The organism is Candidatus Pelagibacter sp. Uisw_134_02 (genome assembly GCF_047720265.1).
Lineage (GTDB): Bacteria > Pseudomonadota > Alphaproteobacteria > Pelagibacterales > Pelagibacteraceae > Pelagibacter.
Window position 1 is genome coordinate 16077 of the sequence record NZ_CP159813.1, and the last position, 20944, is coordinate 37020.

Genomic DNA, 20944 nt, shown 5'->3' on the forward strand with positions numbered 1-20944 from the left:
ACTAAAACATGACCGAATCGTAGAAGAATAAGTTCTCATTTATGCTTTATTTGCTTATAGATTAACATAATTAAAAACAATTCTGAATTAATATTTTGAAGCAAAACTATGAACCAAAAGCTATGGGAAGCATCACCTAATCAAAAAAAAAAATCTCTTTTATCAAGTTATGAGAGATTCATTTCAAAAAAATTCAAAAAGAAATTTAATCAAAAATACGAAAATATTTTAAAATGGAGTATTAAAAATCCTGGTAATTTTTGGAGTTCAATTTGGGATTTTTCTGAAATTAAAGGATTTAAGAGCAAAATTAAAATAAAAAAATCAAAGATATTTTATAAAAATAAATTTTTACCAAATTCAAAATTAAACTTTGCTGAAAATTTACTCTCAAAAAATAATAATAATAAGGCAATAACATTCATTAGTGAGAATGGTTTTCGAAAAGAAAGAAGCTGGCAAGAACTAAACCTTAATGTAAGTAAAATATCTAAATTTTTAAAAAGTATTAATATTAAAAAAAAAGATAGGGTTGTCGCATATATGCCCAATACCATTGAGACTATTGAAGCGTTTATAGCCTCCTCTTCTTTAGGAGCAATATGGTCCTCATGCTCACCAGATTTTGGTGTTAAAGGTGTAGTAGAACGTTTTTCACAAATCAGCCCTAAAGTTTTATTTGTAGTAGATAAATATTTTTATAATGGAAAAGAAATAAATACTTTAGAAAGAATTCCACTAATTTTAAAAGAGATACCCTCTATCAAATATGTTGTCATTGTTAATTACCCGGGAGAAAAATACTTAGAAAATAAATATATATCCAAAAAACCGAAAATACTTAAATGGAGTGAGTTAATGAAACAAGAATCTGAAGAGATTCAATTTCCTAAATTTGATTTTGAGCAAGATCTTGCAATCTTATATTCAAGTGGAACTACAGGAAAACCAAAATGTATAAGTCATAGGAGTGGAGGGGTTTTACTTCAACATAAAAAAGAGCACCAGCTTCACTGTGATATTAGAGAAGGGGATAATATTTTTTATTTTACTACTTGTGGATGGATGATGTGGAACTGGCTGGTAAGTGTCTTAGCTTCAAAAGCATCTATTGTTTTATTTGATGGGTCGCCAATGTATAAAAAAGATGATTTGTTAATAAAAATAGCCGAAAAAGAAAAAATTACTTTATTTGGTGTTAGTGCAAAATATGTTGATGCTCTTCGTAAATCTAAGCCCTTCTTAAAATATAAATATAAATTATCAAAATTAAGAACAATTTGTTCCACAGGATCTCCATTATCAAATGATGGGTTTAAATATATATACGAGAACATAAAAAAAAATGTTCATTTGTCTTCTATCTCTGGGGGTACAGACATTGTTTCTTGTTTTATCTTGGGGAATTTATACCAACCTGTAATTTTAGGTGAAATACAAAATAAAGGTTTAGGTATGAATGTTGATGTTTTTAATGAAAAGGGTGAATCTTTAAAAAATAAAAAAGGAGAGCTAGTTTGTAAAAACCCTTTCCCATCAATGCCTTTAAAATTTTGGAATGATAAAAATGATATTAAATTTAAAAAAGCATATTTTAATAATTTTTTAAACACATGGTATCACGGTGACTATGCAGAGATAAAGAAAGGTGGTGGCTTTATTATCCATGGTAGATCAGATACGACACTTAATCCTGGAGGAGTGAGACTCGGAACTGCTGAAATATACTCTGAGGTGGAAAAGTTTATAGAAATCAAAGAGTCGATTGTTGTTGGTCAAGCATGGGATAATGACGTCAGAGTAATTTTGTTTATAGTTTTAAACCCCAAACAATTGTTAAATGAAGATTTATTAAAAAAAATTAAAATACAAATTAGAAAAAATGCATCTCCAAGACATGTTCCGTCTAAAATTATAGTAGTTGATGACATTCCAAGAACTAAAAACGGTAAAATAGTTGAACTAGCTGTAAAAAACACAATAGAAGGAAATGAAATTAAAAATAAAGAAGCGCTAGCAAATCCAAGAGTTTTAGATCAATATAAAAATTTAAAGGAATTAAATTATTAAATGTTAAAAAATATAGTTAAAGGTCTAGAACCATCCTCTACTTTAAAAATTAATGAATTCTCTAGAAAGCTAGAAGATAAAGGTGAAAAAATATTTAAATTTGGATTTGGTCAATCTCCATTCCAGATACCAACTGATATTGTTAATGCGTTAAAAGATAATGCCTATCAAAATAAATATTTATCAATGCAAGGTCTTAATGAGCTTAGAGATGCTGTTGCAAAATATACATCAGTTAAAAAAGACTATAATTACAAATCTGAAAATGTAATTATAGGTCCTGGCTCAAAAGAATTGATGTTTTTACTACACATTTTATTTGATGGAGAAATAATATTGCCAGTACCAAGCTGGGTTTCTTATGCCCCACAAGCAATTCTAGGAAGAAATAAAATTCAATCAATTCAAACAAAAAGAGAAAATAATTGGTTTCCTACTGGATCTGAGATTGAAGAGGTTATTTTAAAGGATAAAAATAAAAACTATTTATTATTTTTGAATTCACCAAATAATCCATCAGGACAGATTTGTAAAAATCTAGAAGAAATTAGTGAGATTGCTAAAAAATATAATCTTATTATTCTATCAGATGAAATTTATTCTGAGTTGAGTTTTGATGAAGGGTTTAAATCTATTTCAAGTTTTTGTCCTGAAAAAACTATTATCAGCACAGGTTTAAGCAAATGGTGTGGTGCAGGTGGGTGGAGATTAGGTTATTTTATAATTCCAGATTCTTTAAATATTTTAAAAAATTCAATTAATGTTTTGGCTAGTGAAACTTTTTCTGCTGTCAGTGCACCAATTCAATATGCTGCGATTACTGCTTATACAAATGATCATAGCAAATATATAAACAGCTCTAAAAAAATTCTTAATGCAGTTGGTAGCTATGTTTATGAGAATTTAAAGTCAAATAAGGTCTCAATTAATAAACCTCAAGGTGGATTTTATCTTATGCCAGAATTTTTAAATAAAAAATTTAATTCATCCTCAGAAATGTGTGACAATATTTTAAAGGAAACAGGTGTAGCGTTATTACCAGGATCAGATTTTGGTTTTGAGAAGAATAAGATGTTAGCAAGATTAAGCTTTACCGATTTTGATGGTCAAAATTTTATGAATCAGACTCAAGATGGAGAAAAAATTGACGATAATTTAATTTTAAAACTTGCTCCCAAAATAGTAGAGGGTGTTGATAAGTTAAAAAAATGGTCAACATCAACATAAATACTAGCTATACATACCCTCTTAATTATTGTTTAATTTAATTAATAAAAATAACGACTTAGAGGAGAGAACATGAAAAAAATAATAACATCTCTATTAAGCGCTCTACTAATCTTTGTTGCATCTTTATCTTTCACTGGTGTTGCAAAATCTGCAGAGTTCTTCACGATAGGAACAGGTGGACCAACTGGAGTATATTTCCAAACTGGTAACGCAATTTGCAAAATGCTTCATAAATCAGCAATAGCAAAAGAACACGGAAGAAAAAAAGGTATAGATAAAGCTTACAGATGTACTGCGCCTTCAACTGGTGGATCAAATTATAATATTGGTCAAATCGCAGCAGGTGAATTTCAATTTGGTGTAGCTCAGTCTGACTGGCAATATCATGCTGTAAACGGATCAAGCAAATGGGAAGGAAAACAGTACAAAGGTTTAAGAGCTGTTTTTTCAGTTCACAACGAACCTTTTCAAATTTGGGCTAGAAAAAAAGCAAAGATTAAAGATTTTGCTGGTCTTAAAGGAAAAGTTGTAAATATTGGTAACCCAGGTTCTGGTCAAAGAGGAACTATGGAAGAGCTTATGAAAGCAAAAGGTGTTGATAATAGTTTCTTTAAATCAACTACTGAATTAACCTCATCTGAGCAAGTAAAAGCTTTGTGTGATGGTAAAATTGATGCTTTTGGTTATTCTGTAGGATTTCCAAATGGAGCTATGGAACAAGCAGCAACTTGTGCAGCTAAAGCTTCGCCTATTAATTTAACAGGCCCTGAAGTTAAAGCATTAATTAGTGGTGCTGATTATTATGCACAAGCTGTAATTCCAAAAGGAACTTACTCAGGACAAAAAAAGGATGCGACTACTTTTGGTGTTAAAGCTACCGTTGTAACTAGTAATATGGTTGAAGCGGACCTTGTCTATCTAGTGGTAAAAGCAGTATTTGAAAATTTTGATGATTTCAAAAAACAACATCCTGCTTTCTCTTCACTTAAAAAAGAAGATATGATTGCTGATGGTTTATCAGCTCCATTACATGAAGGTGCTAAAAGATACTATATAGAAGCTGGATTAATGTAATCCAAATTCATAATTAAATTAAAAGGCCTGATATATTTATTGGGCCTTTTTTTTATGTGTATTAATCTTTTTTGAAACAAAAAAATAATATAAAACTTTAATTATCTAATGAAATATAATTTTATTGATTTGTAATGAAGGCTCAAATTGACTTTAATATTGATAGCAAGATTAAAGAAGACTTATCACCAACTAGAAATCTAACTGGTCTTCATTTAAAGATAGTTGCAAGTATTGCAATCATTTGGTCATTATTTCAGCTTTGGTATGCTTCACCGTTTCCTTTTTGGTTTAATATAGGAATGTTTAAAGGACTTCCAGCCAGAGCTATTCATTTAGGGTTTGCATTAACTTTAGCTTTTTTAATTTATCCAACTTTAAAAGGAAAAAAAATATCTATATTTGATATTATAATTAGTTTTGTTGGTGCTTTCTGCTGTCTATATATTTATTTTTTTTATGATCAGTTGGTGGATAGAGGTGGAGTTCTTTTAAATATTCCATTTGGTAAAAATTTTAATCTTCCAGTTGAGTTAATTCTCGGAAGTTTAGGTATCTTAATATTACTTGAAGCAACTAGAAGAGTAATTGGTTTACCTTTAGTGATTATTGCAGTTTGTTTTTTATTTTTTTCATATTTTGGAAGATACGCGCCAGAAATAATTTCTCATAGTGGACTTTCATTAAATAGATTAGTTGGCTTTCAGTGGCTTGACCAAGAAGCTATATTTGGAATTCCAATAGGCGTTTCAGTAGATTTTATTTTTTTATTTGTTTTATTTGGTGCGCTTCTTGAAACAGCAGGTGGAGGAAAATATTTTTTAGATTTAGCTTTTGCTATGGTTGGAAAAATGAGAGGTGGGCCCGCTAAAGCAGCAATTTTAGGATCTGGAATGACTGGTTTAATTTCAGGATCTTCAATTGCAAATACTGTAACAACTGGAACTTTTACAATTCCAATAATGAAAAAAACAGGTTTTTCAAAAGAAAAGGCTGGTGCAATAGAAGTATCATCCTCCGTAAATGGACAGTTAATGCCACCTGTAATGGGTGCAGCAGCTTTTGTGATGGCAAGCTTTATTGGGGTAACTTACTTCGAAATTGTTAAACATGCATTTTTACCAGCAATTATTTCGTACGTTGCATTATTCTATATTTCTCACCTTGAAGCACTAAAATTGAATTTAAAAGGCATGGATGATGCAGATGTTCCAAATTTGAAAAAAACATTTTTCTCAGGAATACATTTTTTAATTCCCATCTTTGTTTTGATATACATGCTTGTTTATCTAAGATTTACAGCTTCATACTCCATATTTTATGCGACAATTGCATTAATCATTGTAAATCTAGTTTACATATTAATTAAAGGTCAAGATTTTAGGGCAGCTTTAAAAACTTGGTTTAATCAAACTATAGTTGGTTTTGAAAAAGGTGCTTTAAATATGGTTGGTGTTGGAATTGCAATTGCAACAGCAGGTATAATAGTAGGAGCTGTAGGTTCTACAGGCCTAAGTACAAATTTAATTATAGTTATAGAGTCTATTGCAAAAGATAATGTTATTATTTTATTATTTTTAACAATAATTTTGTGTTTGTTGCTTGGCATGGGTCTTCCCACAACAGCAAACTATGTTGTGGTGGCTTCATTAATGGCAACAGTATTAGTTGATGTTGGAAATGCATCCGGTTTTATTTTTCCATTAATAGCAGTTCATCTATTTGTTTTTTATTTTGGTTTAATGGCCGATGTTACTCCACCTGTCGGTTTGGCATCATACGCAGCAGCAGCTATTTCAGGGGGAGACCCACTTAAAACTGGTTTGCAGGCTTTTTGGTATAGTTTAAGAACAGGAATCTTACCTATAGTATTTCTGTTTAATCATGAATTGTTATTAATTGGTATTGAAAATATTTGGCATGGATTACTTGTAATCATAACTTCATTAATTGGAATACTTGTTTTTACTTCTGCAACACAAGGTTGGTTTATTAATAGATTAAGATGGTACGAAATAATTGTTTTTTTATTAATTTCTATTTCATTATTAGCACCAGAATTTGTTTTAAATAAATTTTATCCAAAATATAACTATAAGGATATAAACAAAATTCATTCAATAAAATTTAATCCTAACAAAGAAGCCAGATTTAAAGTAACACGCCCAAGTAATTATGGTGAAAGATATAAGTTATTTGTAATCAAAAAAAATACTTTTGAAACAGAGTATAATTTAGAACAATATGGAATCAGTTTAGTTAGAGAAGAAAATAAAATTATCGTAGATACATTACAGTGGAATGGAAAAGCTAAAAAAAGTGGTTTTGAAACTGGCGATTATATAAGTGAATTTAAAGTAGAAAATATAGATAGACCAAATAAAAGAATTATTTATCCTATAGCAATTTTATTATTAATTATATTTGGTTATTTAAACTCTAGAAGAAAAGAATAATTACCCACCAGGACCAAGATCAGATGGTTTTATTTTTAAAATTTTCCATATCCCTGATGCTGAAGTTATAATTTTATCATCACATTTCAGCTCACAAAATAAAAATACTAGTGTACTGGTCTTTTTAAGGATTCTTGCAAAACCAGTAACCTCATCTCCTACCTTTGATGCACCAATAAACTTTAGGTCTAATGAAATGGTTACACAAGGTGCATTTCCAGATGCTCTATGTGCAGCAGTCCCCGCTCCCGCATCAATTAAGGCTGCTAAAAAACCACCATGAGTTATCCCAGCAGCATTTAAATGATCTTCATTAATTATAGTTTTAAATTCATATTCTGTATCAGACACTGTTCTAAATAAAACACCACCATTGTGTTTCATAAAACCAGGTTTAATACTTATTTGCTCAAATTGATTACTCATATTCCTTTATAGTACGAAAGTTAAAATTAATAAGATTATAAAAACAATTATAAAAAAATATATAACTGATTTTTGTAGTGATGATTTTAATAGCCAATCTAACATTTTTATTTATCCTTTTTGGTGGACCGCCCAGAACTCGAATCTGGAATCTCCCGGTTCGTAGCCGAGCGCCTTATCCAATTTGGCCAGCGGTCCTTAATTAAATAATTTACCCAACATATCAAAGTTTTTGATGTAATTTAAGTTATAAAATATTATGCTGTATTAGCAATGAGCAAAAAAAGAAACGATGTAGTTATTACAGCAGCTTTAAGAACACCTATAGGTACATATAAGGGGTATCTAAAAAATCTTAGTGCTGATAAACTAGGAGCATTAGCTATTAAAGAAGCTATTTTTAAATCAAAATTAAAACCAGAAGATATTGATGAAGTGATTATGGGTCATGTTCTTACTTCAGGGCTAGGACAAAACCCCGCAAGACAAGCATCTATTCATGCTGGAATTCCAGTTTCAAAACCTGCACACATAATTAATCAAGTATGTGGATCTGGATTAAGATCTGTAATTTCAGGTTATCAGTCCATTAAACTATGTGAAAATAAAATTATAGTTGCTGGTGGACAAGAAAACATGTCTAGAGCACCACATGCTATATTTTATCGAGAAGATAAAAAACTAGACGAAGATAAGCTAGTGGATACGATGATCAATGATGGGTTAATAGACTCATTTAACAATTATCATATGGGAATTACTGCCGAAAATATTGCAGAAAAATACAAAATTTCTAGAGACGAACAAGATTTATTTGCATTAAACTCTCAAGAAAAAACTCAAAAAGCTATAAATGAAAATAGATTCAAAAATGAGCTGATAAAATTAAAGATTAATACAGATAATAAGAATTTTCTTTTTGAAAAAGATGAACATCCAAGAAGCAATTTAAACTTAGAAGATCTAAAAAAATTAAAAACTGTTTTCAAAGATAATGGAACAGTTACCGCAGGTAATTCATCAGGAATAAATGATGGTGCGGCAGGAACTATACTTATGTCTAGAGAAGAGGCAGAACTTAGAGGTGTAGAACCGTTAGTAAAAGTGGTATCTTGGGCAACCTGTGGTGTTGAACCATCATTAATGGGACTAGGTCCGATTAAAGCTGTTAATCTCGCCTTAGAAAAAGCTAAATGGGAGAGAGAAGATGTTGATTTGTTTGAAATAAATGAAGCATTTGCAGCTCAAAGTATTGCTGTAATTAGAGATCTTAAAATTCGTAAAGAGATTGCAAATGTGAATGGTGGAGCAATAGCATTAGGACATCCAATTGGAGCTTCAGGAACTAGAATTTTAGTAACCCTTATTCACGAGATGATTAGACAAAATAAAAGTAAAGGCTGCGCCACTCTCTGTATTGGTGGCGGAATGGGAATAGCCATATGTGTCGAGAGAAATTAACTTCTTATCTATTTGTTAATTTTTAAAGTTTTTTGTTCAATAAAAATACAGGTTTGAACAAAAAAGCTTATTATTGTGCTAAAATAAAATGAGATATAGTTTTTTTAAGTGTATAAATCGGTTTAAATAATGAGTGAAAAATTACTTGTTCCAGACATTGGTGAATTTGAAAAAGTTGAGGTTATTGAACTTTTAGTAAAAGTTGGAGACCAAATAAACTTAAATGATCCTGTCGTTACTATTGAGAGTGATAAATCTAGTGTTGAAATTCCTTCAACAGTTTCTGGTAAGGTAGAATCTGTAAATATTAAAGTGGGCGATAAAGTTTCTAAAGGGGATTTATTGTTAAATATTGAGTCTTCAAAAGAAAGCCTTTTAGAAAAACCAATTCCTAAAGATACAGAAAGTATTATTAAACAGGCAGAATTAGTTTTGAAAAATGAAAAAAAAGAAGCAGCCACTCAACAAATTCCGGTTGTAGAAAAAAAAAAAAATATAATTCAAGTTACAAATCAACATGATATTGACCCGCTAGAAACTCAAGATTGGTTAGAGTCTTTATCTGCGGTTGTTGAAAAAGATGGAAATCAAAGAGCTCATTTTTTGATAAAAGAATTAATTAACAAAGCATATCGAGAAGGTGCAAATATTCCTTATACTCAGCACACTCCTTATATAAACACAATCCCACCAGAAGCAGAAGTTAAGTCCAATGGAGAGCAGAATATTGAAAGAAGAATTAGATCGTTAATTAGGTGGAATGCAGCAGCCATGGTTGTTAGAGCAAATAAAAAATTTCCTGAATTAGGTGGTCATATAGGTACATTTGCATCAGCGGCAACGCTTTATGATGTAGGAATGAATCATTTCTGGAGAGCCAAGAATAATAAATTTGGTGGTGATCTAGTTTATTTTCAAGGTCATAGTGCACCAGGTATTTATGCTAGAGCGTTTCTAGAGGGCAGATTAAATGAAAAACAACTTGATAGATTTAGACAAGAAGTAAAACCAGGTGGACTTTCTTCATATCCACACCCTTGGTTGATGCCAAAGTTTTGGCAGTTTCCAACTGTATCAATGGGGTTAGGACCTATGCTTGCAATTTATCAGGCAAGATACATGAAGTATTTAATTAACAGAGGATTAATTAAAGATGAAGGTAGAAAAGTGTGGGCATTTCTTGGTGATGGAGAAATGGATGAGCCAGAGTCTTTGGGTGCAATAGGATTAGCTGCTAGGGAAAAATTAGATAACCTAATATTTGTTGTAAACTGTAATCTTCAAAGATTAGATGGCCCTGTTAGAGGTAATGGAAAAATTATTCAAGAGCTAGAAGGAAGTTTTAGAGGAGCTGGTTGGAATGTAATTAAAGTAATTTGGGGTTCATATTGGGATTCTTTAATTGCTAATGATAAAACAGGTCATCTAGTTAAGGTTATGAATGAAACTGTTGATGGTGAGTACCAAGCAATGAAAGCTAGAGATGGAGCTTATGTTAGAGAAAAATTTTTTGGGAAATACCCAGAGACACAAGAGCTAGTTTCTAGTTTATCAGATAAAGATATTTGGAGACTAAATAGAGGTGGTCATGACCCGCATAAAGTCTATGCTGCATATGATCAGGCATCAAAAAACGAAGGTAGCCCAACAGTTATAATAGCTAAGACTATCAAGGGTTATGGCATGGGGAAAACAGGTGAAAGCGTTAATACCACCCATCAAACTAAAAAATTGGATGTTGATGACTTGTTATATTACAGAGACCGTTTTGATGTACCCCTAACAGATGAACAAGTAAAAAATGTTGAGTATTTTAAGCCAGATGAAAAATCTCCAGAAATTAAATATATTAAAGAAAGAAGAATGAACCTTGGTGGTTCTTTGCCAGAGAGAACAACTTATTCAAAACCAATTAAAGCGCCTGCAAAAGATATTTTTGATTTTATGAAAGTGTCGACAGGTGAAAAAGAAATGTCAACAACCATGGCATTAGTTAGAATGTTTACAAATTTATTAAGGGACAAGAATGTTTCACCAAGGTTAGTTCCAATCATTCCTGATGAAGCGAGAACTTTTGGTATGGAAGGGTTTTTTCAAAAAATAGGAATATATGCACACGAAGGACAAAAATATGAACCTGAAGATTCTGCGCAATTAAGTTCTTACAGAGAGGATAAGAGTGGACAGGTACTAGAAGAAGGAATTAATGAAGCTGGAGCAATGTCATCGTGGATCGCAGCCGCAACAGCTTATACAAATCACGATATCGAAATGATACCAATTTATATTTTTTACTCAATGTTTGGCTTTCAGCGAGTAGGAGATCTTGCATGGGCAGCTGGAGACAGTCAAGCAAGAGGTTTTTTAATTGGAGCAACTGCTGGAAGAACTACTTTGGCAGGAGAAGGATTACAACATCAGGATGGCCATAGTCATCTAATAGCGTCAACAATTCCAAATTGTATTTCATATGATCCAACTTTTCACTATGAATTAGCTGTAATTTTTAGAGAAGGCTTGAGAAGAATGCATGAAAAAAATGAGAATGTTTTTTATTATATTACCACTATGAATGAAAATTATTCACACCCAGCTATACCAAAAGATAAAAATTGTGAAGAAGGTATTTTAAAAGGAATGTATAAAATTAAAGAATTAAGTAGATATAAGAAAACTAAAATTCAACTTTTGGGCTCTGGTACAATACTGAGAGAAATGATGGATGCAGCAGAAATCCTTCAAAACGAATATCAGATAGATAGTGAAATTTGGAGTGTTACCAGTTTTAATGAGTTGAGAAGAGATGGTATGGAAGTTGAAAGATATAATCTTTTAAACCCCGATAAAGAACAAAAAGTTTCATTTGTAGAAAAATGTTTAGGAAAAACTGAAGGTCCAATTATGGCAGCATCAGATTATATGAGAATGAATTCTGACCAAATCAGACCATATACTAATAAAAGTTTCTACTCACTAGGTACAGATGGTTACGGAAGAAGCGATACTCGAAAAAACCTTAGAAAATTTTTTGAAGTTGATAAAGAGCATATAGTTGCTTATGGACTAAGTGTATTAGCAAAAGAACAACTGATAGCTTCAAAATATGCAAAAGAGGCCATAAAAAAGTATAATATTGATGGCAGTAAACCAATGCCCACAAAATTATAGATGTCAGATAAAGAAATAAAGGTTCCAAATATCGGTGAGTTTAAAGATGTTGAGGTGATTGAAGTATTGGTTTTGAATGGTCAATCCGTATCAAAAAATGATCCACTTATTACAATTGAAAGTGATAAATCCAGCGTTGAAATTCCCTCTATTTTTGAGGGAAAAGTTAAGTCGGTAAATATTAAAGTAGGAGACAAGGTTTCAGAAGGAGACACAATATTAATTATAGAAAATAGTGAAGAGGTCAAAGTAAATTCTCAAGATCAGTTTAAAATTGAAGAAGAAGAAAAAAAAACTCAAACTAAAAAAGAAGCAACGGTTAACGATAAGTCAAAACAAAAATTTATAGAAAAAAATGTTTCTGGAATTTCTGCAGCAAGTCCTAAGGCGCGTAAATTTGCAAGGGAGCTTGGTGTGGATATAAATGAAATTAACGGAAGTCAAAGACAAGGAAGAGTTGTAGAGAGTGATGTAAAAAACTTTATATCTTCTAAAATTAATAAACCAACCGATGTAAAAGAAGCCAAACAAAAAAAAATCAAAAGTGAATTTTCTCACTCAGATTTTGGAGACGTTGAGGTTAAAGATATGTCAAGAGTTAAAAAATTAGCTTCTACTTATTTGGTAAATTCTTGGACCACAATACCTCATGTAACTAATCATGATGAGTTAGATATAACTGAAATGGATGAGTTTAGAAGCTCTCTCACAGATATGTATACAGGTGAGAAAAAGAAAATTACACCGTTAGCCTTTATTGTTAAAGCTTTAGTTTCATCTTTAAAAAAATTTCCAAGCTTCAATTCATCAATTGATGATATAGAAAATGGCAAAATTACTATAAAGAAATATTTTCATATTGGGATTGCGGTAGACACACCTCATGGTTTGATGGTACCCAAAATACGAAATGCTGATAATAAAAATATTAGCAATATAAGTGATGAATTAAAAAGTGTCAGTGAACAGTGTAGAAATTTAAAGATAGATAAAAAAGAATTTTTTGGAGGATCTATGACAATTACTAGCCTTGGAGGAATTGGTGGTTCGTTTTTCACACCAATAATAAATTTCCCTGAGGTTGCAATTTTAGGGGTTGGAAAATCTCAAAAAAAACAAATTTTTATTGATGATAAGTTTCAAACCAGAACTATGCTTCCAATTTCATTATCATACGATCATAGAATAATTGATGGAGCTGAAGCAGCTAGATTTAATAATGACCTTAAAGAAAATCTTGGTAAAAATTTTGCTTATAAATTAGCTATATAAATTTCTATGTCAAAAACAGTATCATTATTTAGCGCATTACTCTGTACATTTATATGGGGAACAACTTTTATTGCTCAAGATACAGGGATGGACGATATTGGCCCCTTTACCTTTAATGCAGTAAGATTTTTTGTTGGTTTTTTAGCTGTAGCACCTTTAGCTTTTATTTTTGAAAGAAAAAAATTTTTTAAATCGATAAATAAAGATCAAAAACAATTTACTAACTTAGCTATTTTAATAGGTTTGTCTTTATTTTTAGGATCAGCATTACAACAAGTGGCCCTAATCTACACAGATGTTGCTAATGCAGCTTTTTTTACTATTTTTTATGTGCCGATGGTCCCATTCATCATTTTCTTTATGTATAAAAAACCAATTCATTGGAGTATCTGGCCTTCAGTTTTTCTTTGTGTAATGGGAGGATATTTATTAACTAATTTTTACAGTGCAACTGTTAGAATTGGTGACACTCTTGTAGTAATGGGAGCATTTTTCTGGAGTACTCATATTATTTTTACTGGCAAAATTATCACTAAATATAATCTTCCATTAACTATTGGTGCAATTCAAACTTTAATTGTTGCCGCTCTATCATTCATTATAGCGCTAATTTTTGAAGACTTTATATGGTCAAATATTCTTAAAGAAAAATTTCAAATTTTATATGCTGGAATTTTATCTGGGGGGCTTGCATTTGTTTTACAAATATATGCACAAAAAAATATTTCCCCTGCTCCATCAGCAATAATTTTTTCTTTAGAGGGTGTTTTTGCAACTATTGCAGCATGGATTTTATTAGACCAGGTTTTAGACATTAATAATTTATTTGGTTGTTTGTTTATTCTATTTGGAGTTTTGTTTTCTCAACTAGTGCCAATATTTAAAAAAGATTAATTATATATTATAATAAACAGAATTAATGCTACTATAATTCTATAAATTACAAAAATACTTAAAGAAAATTTATTTATATACTCCAAAAAAAATTTAACAGTAAAATATGAAGATAAAAAAGATAAAATAATTGCTATGAACACAAGATAGTTAAATTCAAAACTTTGGTTTAAAACATCTTTTAAGCTTAATATACTTGCACCAGTTAAAGCAGGTATAGCTAGTAAAAAAGAAATTTTACTTGAATCAAACCTATTAAATCTAAAAATTCTTGCAGCTGTAATTGTAATTCCAGCCCTACTAACTCCTGGTATTAATGCAAGTATTTGAAATAAACCAATATATAAAATTGTTTTTAAATTTAAGTTAGATGATATTTTTTTATCAAACCTACATTTATCTGCTAAATATAAAACGACTCCAAATATTAAAGTAGTCCAAGCAATTATTCTTATATCTCTTAATACATAAATTAATTCTGTCTTATAAAGAAGATATCCAACAACAATAAGTGGAATGGAGCCAAAAATTATTAATGATAATAATTTTTGATTATTTTTTAGGTCGATTAATTCTTTCCTAAAAAAAAATATAATTGCTAATAAAGATCCAAGATGCAAACTTACGTCTATTAATAAAGAGCTTGATTTAAATTCATATAAAGTAGATATGACAACTAAATGTGCAGAAGAGCTTATGGGTAAAAACTCCGATATACCCTGAATCAAAGATAAGATTATAATTTCAATAATATTTGAGAGCATTTAATGCTTCGTAACTTAAATATCCTTCAATTTAAACAATTCCGTTTTGGAATATGAGCTATGCAAAAGTCAAAATTGTCTTATTTAATTGGATTTTTGAAAATTTAAGGTCATATATACTGACCTTGTTTATCTTTTATTAATAAAAAGCTTAATATATTGTCGTTAATATAGAGGGTAAATATGTCAGAAAAAATGCTTAAATTTGTTAAAATAGGTCAACAAACTCCACCTAAAAGAGAAGTTGGCAATAGAAAAGAGGATTTTAACGAAATTTATAAGGAGTTTATTAACGATAAGGCGGGTGAACAATCTAGTAGGTGCTCCCAGTGCGGTGTTCCTTTTTGTCAGGTACATTGTCCATTAAGTAACAATATTCCAGATTGGTTAAAATTAACTGCAGAGGGAAGATTAAAAGAAGCATATGAATTATCCCAAAGCACTAACAATATGCCTGAGGTGTGTGGAAGAATATGTCCACAAGATAGATTATGTGAAGGAAATTGTGTAATTGAACAATCGGGACATGGAACAGTAACTATAGGTTCAGTTGAAAAATATATTACAGACAATGCATGGGAACAGGGTTGGGTAAATCCTATAAAAGTTAAAAATGAAAAGAGTCAAAGTATTGGAATTATAGGAGCAGGTCCAGCAGGATTAGCTGCAGCAGAACAGCTACGTAAGTTAGGGTATCAAATTATTGTATACGATCGATATGATAGAGCTGGTGGTCTAATGATTTATGGGATCCCAAATTTTAAGTTAGAAAAATTTGTTGTAGAAAGAAGAACTAAATTACTAGAAGAGGGTGGAATTAAATTTGTTCAAAATTTTGAAGTTGGAAAAGATGCTTCATTGGAGCAGTTAAGAAAAAAACATGATGCTCTTTTAATTGCAACAGGAGTTTATAAAGCTCGAGAAATAGATCTACCAGGAAAAGATTTAGGAAATATTTTTCCAGCAATGGAATTTTTAACAGCTTCAAATAAAAAAGGTTTAGGTGATAAGGTAGAGTTATTTGATAATGGAACTTTAAATGCTGAAGGAAAAAATATTGTTGTAATTGGAGGAGGTGACACTGCAATGGACTGTGTTAGGACTTCAATCAGACAAAAAGCAAAATCAGTTAAGTGTCTGTATAGAAGAGACAAAGAAAACATGCCTGGATCTGCTAGAGAGGTAGCAAATGCAGAAGAAGAAGGAGTAGAATTCATATGGTTATCTAGTCCTAAGAAATTTATTGGAACAAATAAAGTTGAAGGTTTGTTAGTGGATAAAATCAAACTTGGTGAACCTGATGACAGTGGTCGACGTAAACCAGAAATTCAAAATGATTCTCACTTTAATATCAAAACAGATATAGTAATTAAGGCTCTTGGCTTTGATCCAGAAAATTTACCAAAATTATTTGGCTCTGAAGATTTAGAGGTTACTAAATGGGGAACATTAAAAACGAATTTTGATACAATGGAGACAAATTTATCAGGTGTCTTTGCAGCAGGGGACATTATTAGAGGCGCATCTTTAGTTGTCTGGGCTATTAAAGATGGAAGAGACGTAGCAACATCAATAAAAAATTTTTTAGAAATTAAAGAACTTAGTAAAGCGAAGGTTGCTTAATGAAGAACTATAAAAAGAATCTTAAAATTCTTGAAGATGGTCACGTTTATTCAAAAGAAATGGAGCATGATGCTTGTGGAGTAGGGTTAATTGCTTCTACGGAGGGTAAAAAATCAAGGAAAGTAGTTGAATATGGAATTAATGCCTTAAAAGCAGTTTGGCATAGAGGAGCTGTTGATGCTGATGGAAAAACAGGTGATGGAGCTGGAATCCACTTAGAAATTCCCTCAGATTTTTTTGCTGAAAAAATAGAACTCACAGGTCATGACCATGATGGTTCAGAGATTTGTGTAGGGATGATTTTTTTACCAAGAAATAATTATCAAGCACAAGAAAATGTAAGAACTTTAGTTGAAAGTGAATTAACAAAAAGTAATTTTAGCATTTATGGATGGAGACAAGTTCCAGTAAATCCAAAAGTTTTAGGTGAAAAAGCAAATCTTACAAGACCAGAAATTACTCAAGTACTATTTAAACACAATAATAAAGATTTAACAGAAAAAGAGCTAGAAAGAAAAATTTATGAATCTAGAAGAAAAATTGAAAAAGAAGCTATTAAAGATGCGATAGAAGGTTTTTATATTTGTTCACTAAGTTCTAAGTCAATTATTTATAAGGGAATGTTTTTAGCAGAGTCTATTGCAGATTTTTACTTGGATCTAAAAGATGAAAGATTTATATCTCGATTTGCAATATTTCATCAAAGATTTTCAACAAACACAGCACCAAGCTGGGATCTGGCACAACCTTTTAGGGCGTTGGCTCATAATGGAGAAATAAATACATATAAAGGAAACACAAACTGGATGAAAGTTCATGAGCAAGAAATGGACAGCCCTTTATTTGATAATATGGAAAATTTAAAACCAGTTATACAACCAGGATCATCAGACTCTGCTGCACTAGATAGCGTTTTTGAACTTTTAAATATTTCTGGCCAATCAGCACCTCTTGCAAAACTAATGTTAATTCCAGATGCATGGTCTAAAAAAAGCCAAACATTATCAAAAGATCACCAACAACTATTTAATTTTTTGAATAGCACAATGGAGCCATGGGATGGGCCAGCTGCAATAGCTGCTACTGACAATGAATGGGCTATAGTAGCGGCTGATAGAAATGGTTTACGCCCAATGAGATATACTATTTCAAAAGATAAAATATTGTGTGCCGGATCAGAAACGGGAATGGTCGAAATTGATGAGAAGCAAATTCTTAAAAAAGGCAGATTGGGACCTGGAGAAATTCTTGGAGTTAGAATTGCAAAAGGTAAGGTATTTTCTAATGTTGAAATAAAAGATTATCTAGCAAAAGAATTTAAACACTTTAACAATCAAATAGTAGATTTGGAAAAGAAATTTCCAATAAGGAATGAAAAATCTACCTTTTTGGGTGAAGAACTAAAAAAGAGACAACATACATTTGGTTATAGTTTAGAGGATTTAGAGCTTATTCTTCACCCTATGGCAGAGGATGCAAAAGAGGCCATTGGTTCTATGGGTGATGACACTCCTCTTGCAGTATTATCCGACCGTTACAGGCCACTTTACCATTTTTTTAGACAAAATTTTAGTCAAGTTACAAATCCACCAATTGATTCTTTAAGAGAAAACAAGGTTATGAGTTTAAAAACTCGTTTTGGTAATCTTGGAAATATTTTAGATTTCACTAATTTAACAGAGGAAAACATTTACGTTTTAGACAGCCCTATATTATCAAATTCTCAATTAGAAAAATTTATTAATTTTTTTGGCCAAAAATCAATAACTATTGACTGTACTTTTGACAAAAGTGAAAATCTTGAAGCCTCTATTGAGAGAATTAGAAAAGAGTCTGAAATTGCTGTGAGACAAGGTCTTACTCAATTAGTCTTAAGTGATAAAAATATTTCTGAAAAAAGATTGCCCATTCCAATGTTATTATGCGTTGGTGCAATAAATACTTATCTTATTAAAAAAAAATTAAGAGGCTATGCATCAATCAATGCTCAAACCGGGGAAGCATTAGACACACATTCATTTGCAACACTTATAGGTGTTGGGGCTACAACTGTTAATCCTTATTTAGCACTGGATAGTCTTTATCAACGGTTTGAAAAAAAATTATTTGGAAAGTTTGGATACGATGAATGCATAGAGAGATATATGCAATCAGTAAATTATGGGCTTCTGAAAATAATGTCAAAAATGGGAATTTCAGTCATAAGCTCTTATAGAGGTGGATGTAATTTCGAAACAGTTGGTTTGAGTAGAACGGTAGCATCAGAGTATTTCCCAGGAATTTTATCAAAAATTTCAGGAATAGGTTTAAATGGAATAGAAAAAAAACTAAGAACTATTCACAAAGAAGCATTTGAAGGTGTGGATACAGTTTTACCAATTGGGGGAATTTATAGGTATAGAAAGAATGGTGAAACACATCAATATCAAGGTAAGCTTATTCATCTTTTACAAAGTGCAGTTTCATCAAATTCTTTTGAAGCTTATAAAAAATATGCAGAAGGTATTTATAATCTTCCACCTATACATCTTAGAGATTTGATTGGATTTAGAGATAGAAATTTAAACCCACCTTTAGATATTTTAGAAGTAGAGCCAATTGAAAATATTTTAACAAGATTTGGAAGCGGAAGTATGTCTCACGGTGCATTATCGAAAGAAGCACACGAAACTTTAGCCATAGGAATGAATAGAATTAAAGGAGCCTCATGCAGTGGTGAAGGAGGTGAAGATGAAAAAAGATTTATTAAGATGGAAAACGGCGACAGCGCTAATTCTAGAGTTAAGCAAATAGCTTCAGCAAGATTTGGAGTAACGCTTAAATATCTAAATAACTGCAATGAAATAGAGATTAAAATTGCACAAGGGGCAAAACCTGGTGAAGGAGGTCAGTTACCAGGATTTAAAGTTACAGAAGAAATTGCTAAATTAAGACATTCAACACCAGGTGTAACCTTAATATCACCACCACCTCACCATGATATTTATTCTATCGAAGATTTAGCTCAATTAATTTATGATCTTAAACAAGCAAATCCAAAAGCAAGAGTTGGAGTAAAATTAGTAGCATCATCTGGTATAGGAACAATTGCAGCTGGTGTAGCTAAAGCTAAAGCAGATATAATTTTAATTTCTGGACATAATGGAGGAACAGGAGCAACACCACAAACAAGTGTTAAATATGTTGGGATACCTTGGGAGATGGGTTTAACTGAAGCGAATCAAGTTTTAACTCTTAATAATTTAAGACATAAAGTTACCCTAAGAACAGATGGTGGAATTAAGACAGGAAGAGATGTTGTTATTGCAGCCATGATGGGGGCAGAAGAATACGGGGTAGCAACCACAGCTCTAGTAGCCATGGGATGTATTATGGTTAGACAGTGTCATTCAAATACATGTCCAGTTGGAGTTTGTACTCAAGATGAAAAATTGAGAGAAAAATTTTCTGGTACACCAGAAAAGGTAGTTAACTTATTTAAATTCATAGCAGAGGAAGTAAGAGAAATTTTAGCACAGATAGGTTTTAAATCACTGAATGAAATAATTGGTAGAACTGATTTATTAAGACAGGTAAGTAAAGCATCACCAAACTTAGATGATTTAGATCTAAACCCTTTATTTGTTCAAACAGATGCTGGAGAGTATACGAGGTACTGTACAATTCCAGAAATAAATTCTGTTCCAGATACTTTAGATCAAGAAATTTTACCTGAAATTAAAGCGCAAATTGGAAAAATAAAAGTTATTGAAAAAGAATATAATATTAAAAATACTCATAGGACTGTTGGTACAAGAATTTCTAATCATCTTTATGAAAAATATGGCTCTGAAAAACTAGAAGATGGCTTTTTATCATTAAAATTTAAAGGATCAGCAGGGCAATCATTTGGAGCATTTGGAATCAAAGGTTTAAAACTTATTTTAAAAGGTGATGCAAATGATTATGTTGGCAAAGGTTTGTCAGGAGCAACAGTGGTAGTTAAACTTCCAGATGAAAGTAATTTAGTTTCACATGAGAATACCATAATAGGAAATACAGTTTTGTATGGAGCAACATCTGGAAAACTTTTTGCAGCAGGTCAAGCTGGAGAAAGGTACGCTGTAAGAAATTCAGGATCAATTTCAGTTATTGAAGGTTGTGATTCCAATGCTTGTGAATATATGACTGGTGGTACAGTTGTAGTTTTGGGGGACGTAGGAGACAATTTTGGAGCTGGAATGACAGGTGGAATGGCATTTATTTATGATATTAATAAGAAATTTGAAAAAAAAGTAAATTCGGAGACTGTAGTATGGCAAACGCTTGAAACAGATTATTGGATAGCTTATTTAAAAAATTTAGTGCAAGAACATCATGAAGAGACAAATTCAGATTTTTCTAAAAAGATAATAGAAAATTTTGATAAGGAAATTTCTAATTTTATTCAAGTTTGTCCAAAAGAAATGATTGATAAACTAAAAAACCCAATAAGTTTAAAATCTATTATAAAAGAAGTTAGTTAAA

Annotated in this window: 12 protein-coding genes and 1 tRNA gene; 10 read left to right on the forward strand and 3 right to left on the reverse strand. The window is 31.2% G+C overall.

The genetic code is table 11. The features are described from left to right. Positions 1 to 108 precede the first annotated feature (108 nt). The 4 genes from ABXT56_RS00095 to ABXT56_RS00110 all read left to right on the forward strand — a co-directional run bounded on the left by ABXT56_RS00095 (position 109) and on the right by ABXT56_RS00110 (position 6830). Positions 109 to 2070, forward strand: coding sequence for an acetoacetate--CoA ligase (locus tag ABXT56_RS00095; protein ID WP_415300123.1), 1962 nt, complete (start codon positions 109 to 111; stop codon positions 2068 to 2070). Then, on the forward strand, positions 2071 to 3297 hold the full coding sequence (locus tag ABXT56_RS00100; protein WP_415300125.1) for a pyridoxal phosphate-dependent aminotransferase: 1227 nt from the start codon (positions 2071 to 2073) through the stop codon (positions 3295 to 3297). A gap of 72 nt (positions 3298 to 3369) precedes the next feature. Then, positions 3370 to 4374 (forward strand): TAXI family TRAP transporter solute-binding subunit, encoded by a 1005-nt coding sequence (locus ABXT56_RS00105; RefSeq protein ID WP_415300126.1) that lies wholly within the window; start codon positions 3370 to 3372, stop codon positions 4372 to 4374. A 134-nt stretch (positions 4375 to 4508) separates the two neighbouring features. Further along, complete coding sequence (locus tag ABXT56_RS00110) at positions 4509 to 6830, forward strand: TRAP transporter permease (protein WP_415300128.1); 2322 nt, start codon at positions 4509 to 4511, stop codon at positions 6828 to 6830. Here ABXT56_RS00110 and ABXT56_RS00115 read toward each other — a convergent pair whose 3' ends face one another. Beyond that, a complete protein-coding gene (locus ABXT56_RS00115) occupies positions 6831 to 7256 on the reverse strand; it encodes a PaaI family thioesterase (RefSeq protein WP_415300130.1) in 426 nt (141 codons plus the stop codon). Between the two features lie 121 nt (positions 7257 to 7377). Further along, positions 7378 to 7454 (reverse strand) — tRNA-Arg (locus ABXT56_RS00120). A gap of 75 nt (positions 7455 to 7529) precedes the next feature. Between ABXT56_RS00120 and ABXT56_RS00125 the strand changes: the two genes are divergently transcribed. The 4 genes from ABXT56_RS00125 to ABXT56_RS00140 all read left to right on the forward strand — a co-directional run bounded on the left by ABXT56_RS00125 (position 7530) and on the right by ABXT56_RS00140 (position 14051). Further along, a complete protein-coding gene (locus ABXT56_RS00125) occupies positions 7530 to 8717 on the forward strand; it encodes an acetyl-CoA C-acetyltransferase (RefSeq protein ID WP_415300132.1) in 1188 nt (395 codons plus the stop codon). 129 nt (positions 8718 to 8846) lie between these two features. Further along, positions 8847 to 11885 (forward strand): pyruvate dehydrogenase (acetyl-transferring), homodimeric type, encoded by a 3039-nt coding sequence (gene aceE / locus ABXT56_RS00130; protein ID WP_415300134.1) that lies wholly within the window; start codon positions 8847 to 8849, stop codon positions 11883 to 11885. Next, positions 11886 to 13157, forward strand: a complete 1272-nt coding sequence (locus tag ABXT56_RS00135; protein ID WP_415300136.1) for a 2-oxo acid dehydrogenase subunit E2 — start codon at positions 11886 to 11888, stop codon at positions 13155 to 13157. It begins immediately after the preceding gene. Positions 13158 to 13163: 6 nt separating this feature from the next. Beyond that, positions 13164 to 14051: a DMT family transporter gene (locus ABXT56_RS00140; RefSeq protein WP_415300138.1), complete on the forward strand. Its 888-nt coding sequence runs from the start codon at positions 13164 to 13166 to the stop codon at positions 14049 to 14051. Here ABXT56_RS00140 and ABXT56_RS00145 read toward each other — a convergent pair. Continuing rightward, positions 14048 to 14815 (reverse strand): undecaprenyl-diphosphate phosphatase, encoded by a 768-nt coding sequence (locus ABXT56_RS00145; protein ID WP_415300140.1) that lies wholly within the window; start codon positions 14813 to 14815, stop codon positions 14048 to 14050. The genes ABXT56_RS00140 and ABXT56_RS00145 overlap by 4 nt on opposite strands. Positions 14816 to 14998: 183 nt before the next feature. Here ABXT56_RS00145 and ABXT56_RS00150 point away from each other — a divergent pair, with 183 nt between their 5' ends. Together ABXT56_RS00150 and gltB are read left to right on the forward strand one after the other, a co-directional pair. Beyond that, positions 14999 to 16438 (forward strand): NAD(P)-dependent oxidoreductase, encoded by a 1440-nt coding sequence (locus ABXT56_RS00150; RefSeq protein ID WP_415300142.1) that lies wholly within the window; start codon positions 14999 to 15001, stop codon positions 16436 to 16438. Beyond that, positions 16438 to 20943: a glutamate synthase large subunit gene (gene gltB, locus ABXT56_RS00155; protein ID WP_415300144.1), complete on the forward strand. Its 4506-nt coding sequence runs from the start codon at positions 16438 to 16440 to the stop codon at positions 20941 to 20943. The genes ABXT56_RS00150 and gltB overlap by 1 nt, the downstream gene beginning before the upstream one ends. The last annotated feature ends 1 nt before the right edge of the window (position 20944 follow it).

What these genes read in the sequence shown, in the direction of transcription:
- ABXT56_RS00135 (WP_415300136.1), top strand. Translation starts at nt 11,886, where the DNA reads ATGTCAGATAAAGAAATAAAGGTTCCAAATATCGGTGAGTTTAAAGAT.
- ABXT56_RS00125 (WP_415300132.1), top strand. Translation starts at nt 7,530, where the DNA reads ATGAGCAAAAAAAGAAACGATGTAGTTATTACAGCAGCTTTAAGAACA.
- ABXT56_RS00145 (WP_415300140.1), bottom strand. Translation starts at nt 14,815, where the DNA reads ATGCTCTCAAATATTATTGAAATTATAATCTTATCTTTGATTCAGGGT.
- ABXT56_RS00115 (WP_415300130.1), bottom strand. Translation starts at nt 7,256, where the DNA reads ATGAGTAATCAATTTGAGCAAATAAGTATTAAACCTGGTTTTATGAAA.
- aceE (WP_415300134.1), top strand. Translation starts at nt 8,847, where the DNA reads ATGAGTGAAAAATTACTTGTTCCAGACATTGGTGAATTTGAAAAAGTT.
- ABXT56_RS00140 (WP_415300138.1), top strand. Translation starts at nt 13,164, where the DNA reads ATGTCAAAAACAGTATCATTATTTAGCGCATTACTCTGTACATTTATA.
- gltB (WP_415300144.1), top strand. Translation starts at nt 16,438, where the DNA reads ATGAAGAACTATAAAAAGAATCTTAAAATTCTTGAAGATGGTCACGTT.
- ABXT56_RS00095 (WP_415300123.1), top strand. Translation starts at nt 109, where the DNA reads ATGAACCAAAAGCTATGGGAAGCATCACCTAATCAAAAAAAAAAATCT.
- ABXT56_RS00100 (WP_415300125.1), top strand. Translation starts at nt 2,071, where the DNA reads ATGTTAAAAAATATAGTTAAAGGTCTAGAACCATCCTCTACTTTAAAA.
- ABXT56_RS00150 (WP_415300142.1), top strand. Translation starts at nt 14,999, where the DNA reads ATGTCAGAAAAAATGCTTAAATTTGTTAAAATAGGTCAACAAACTCCA.
- ABXT56_RS00110 (WP_415300128.1), top strand. Translation starts at nt 4,509, where the DNA reads ATGAAGGCTCAAATTGACTTTAATATTGATAGCAAGATTAAAGAAGAC.
- ABXT56_RS00105 (WP_415300126.1), top strand. Translation starts at nt 3,370, where the DNA reads ATGAAAAAAATAATAACATCTCTATTAAGCGCTCTACTAATCTTTGTT.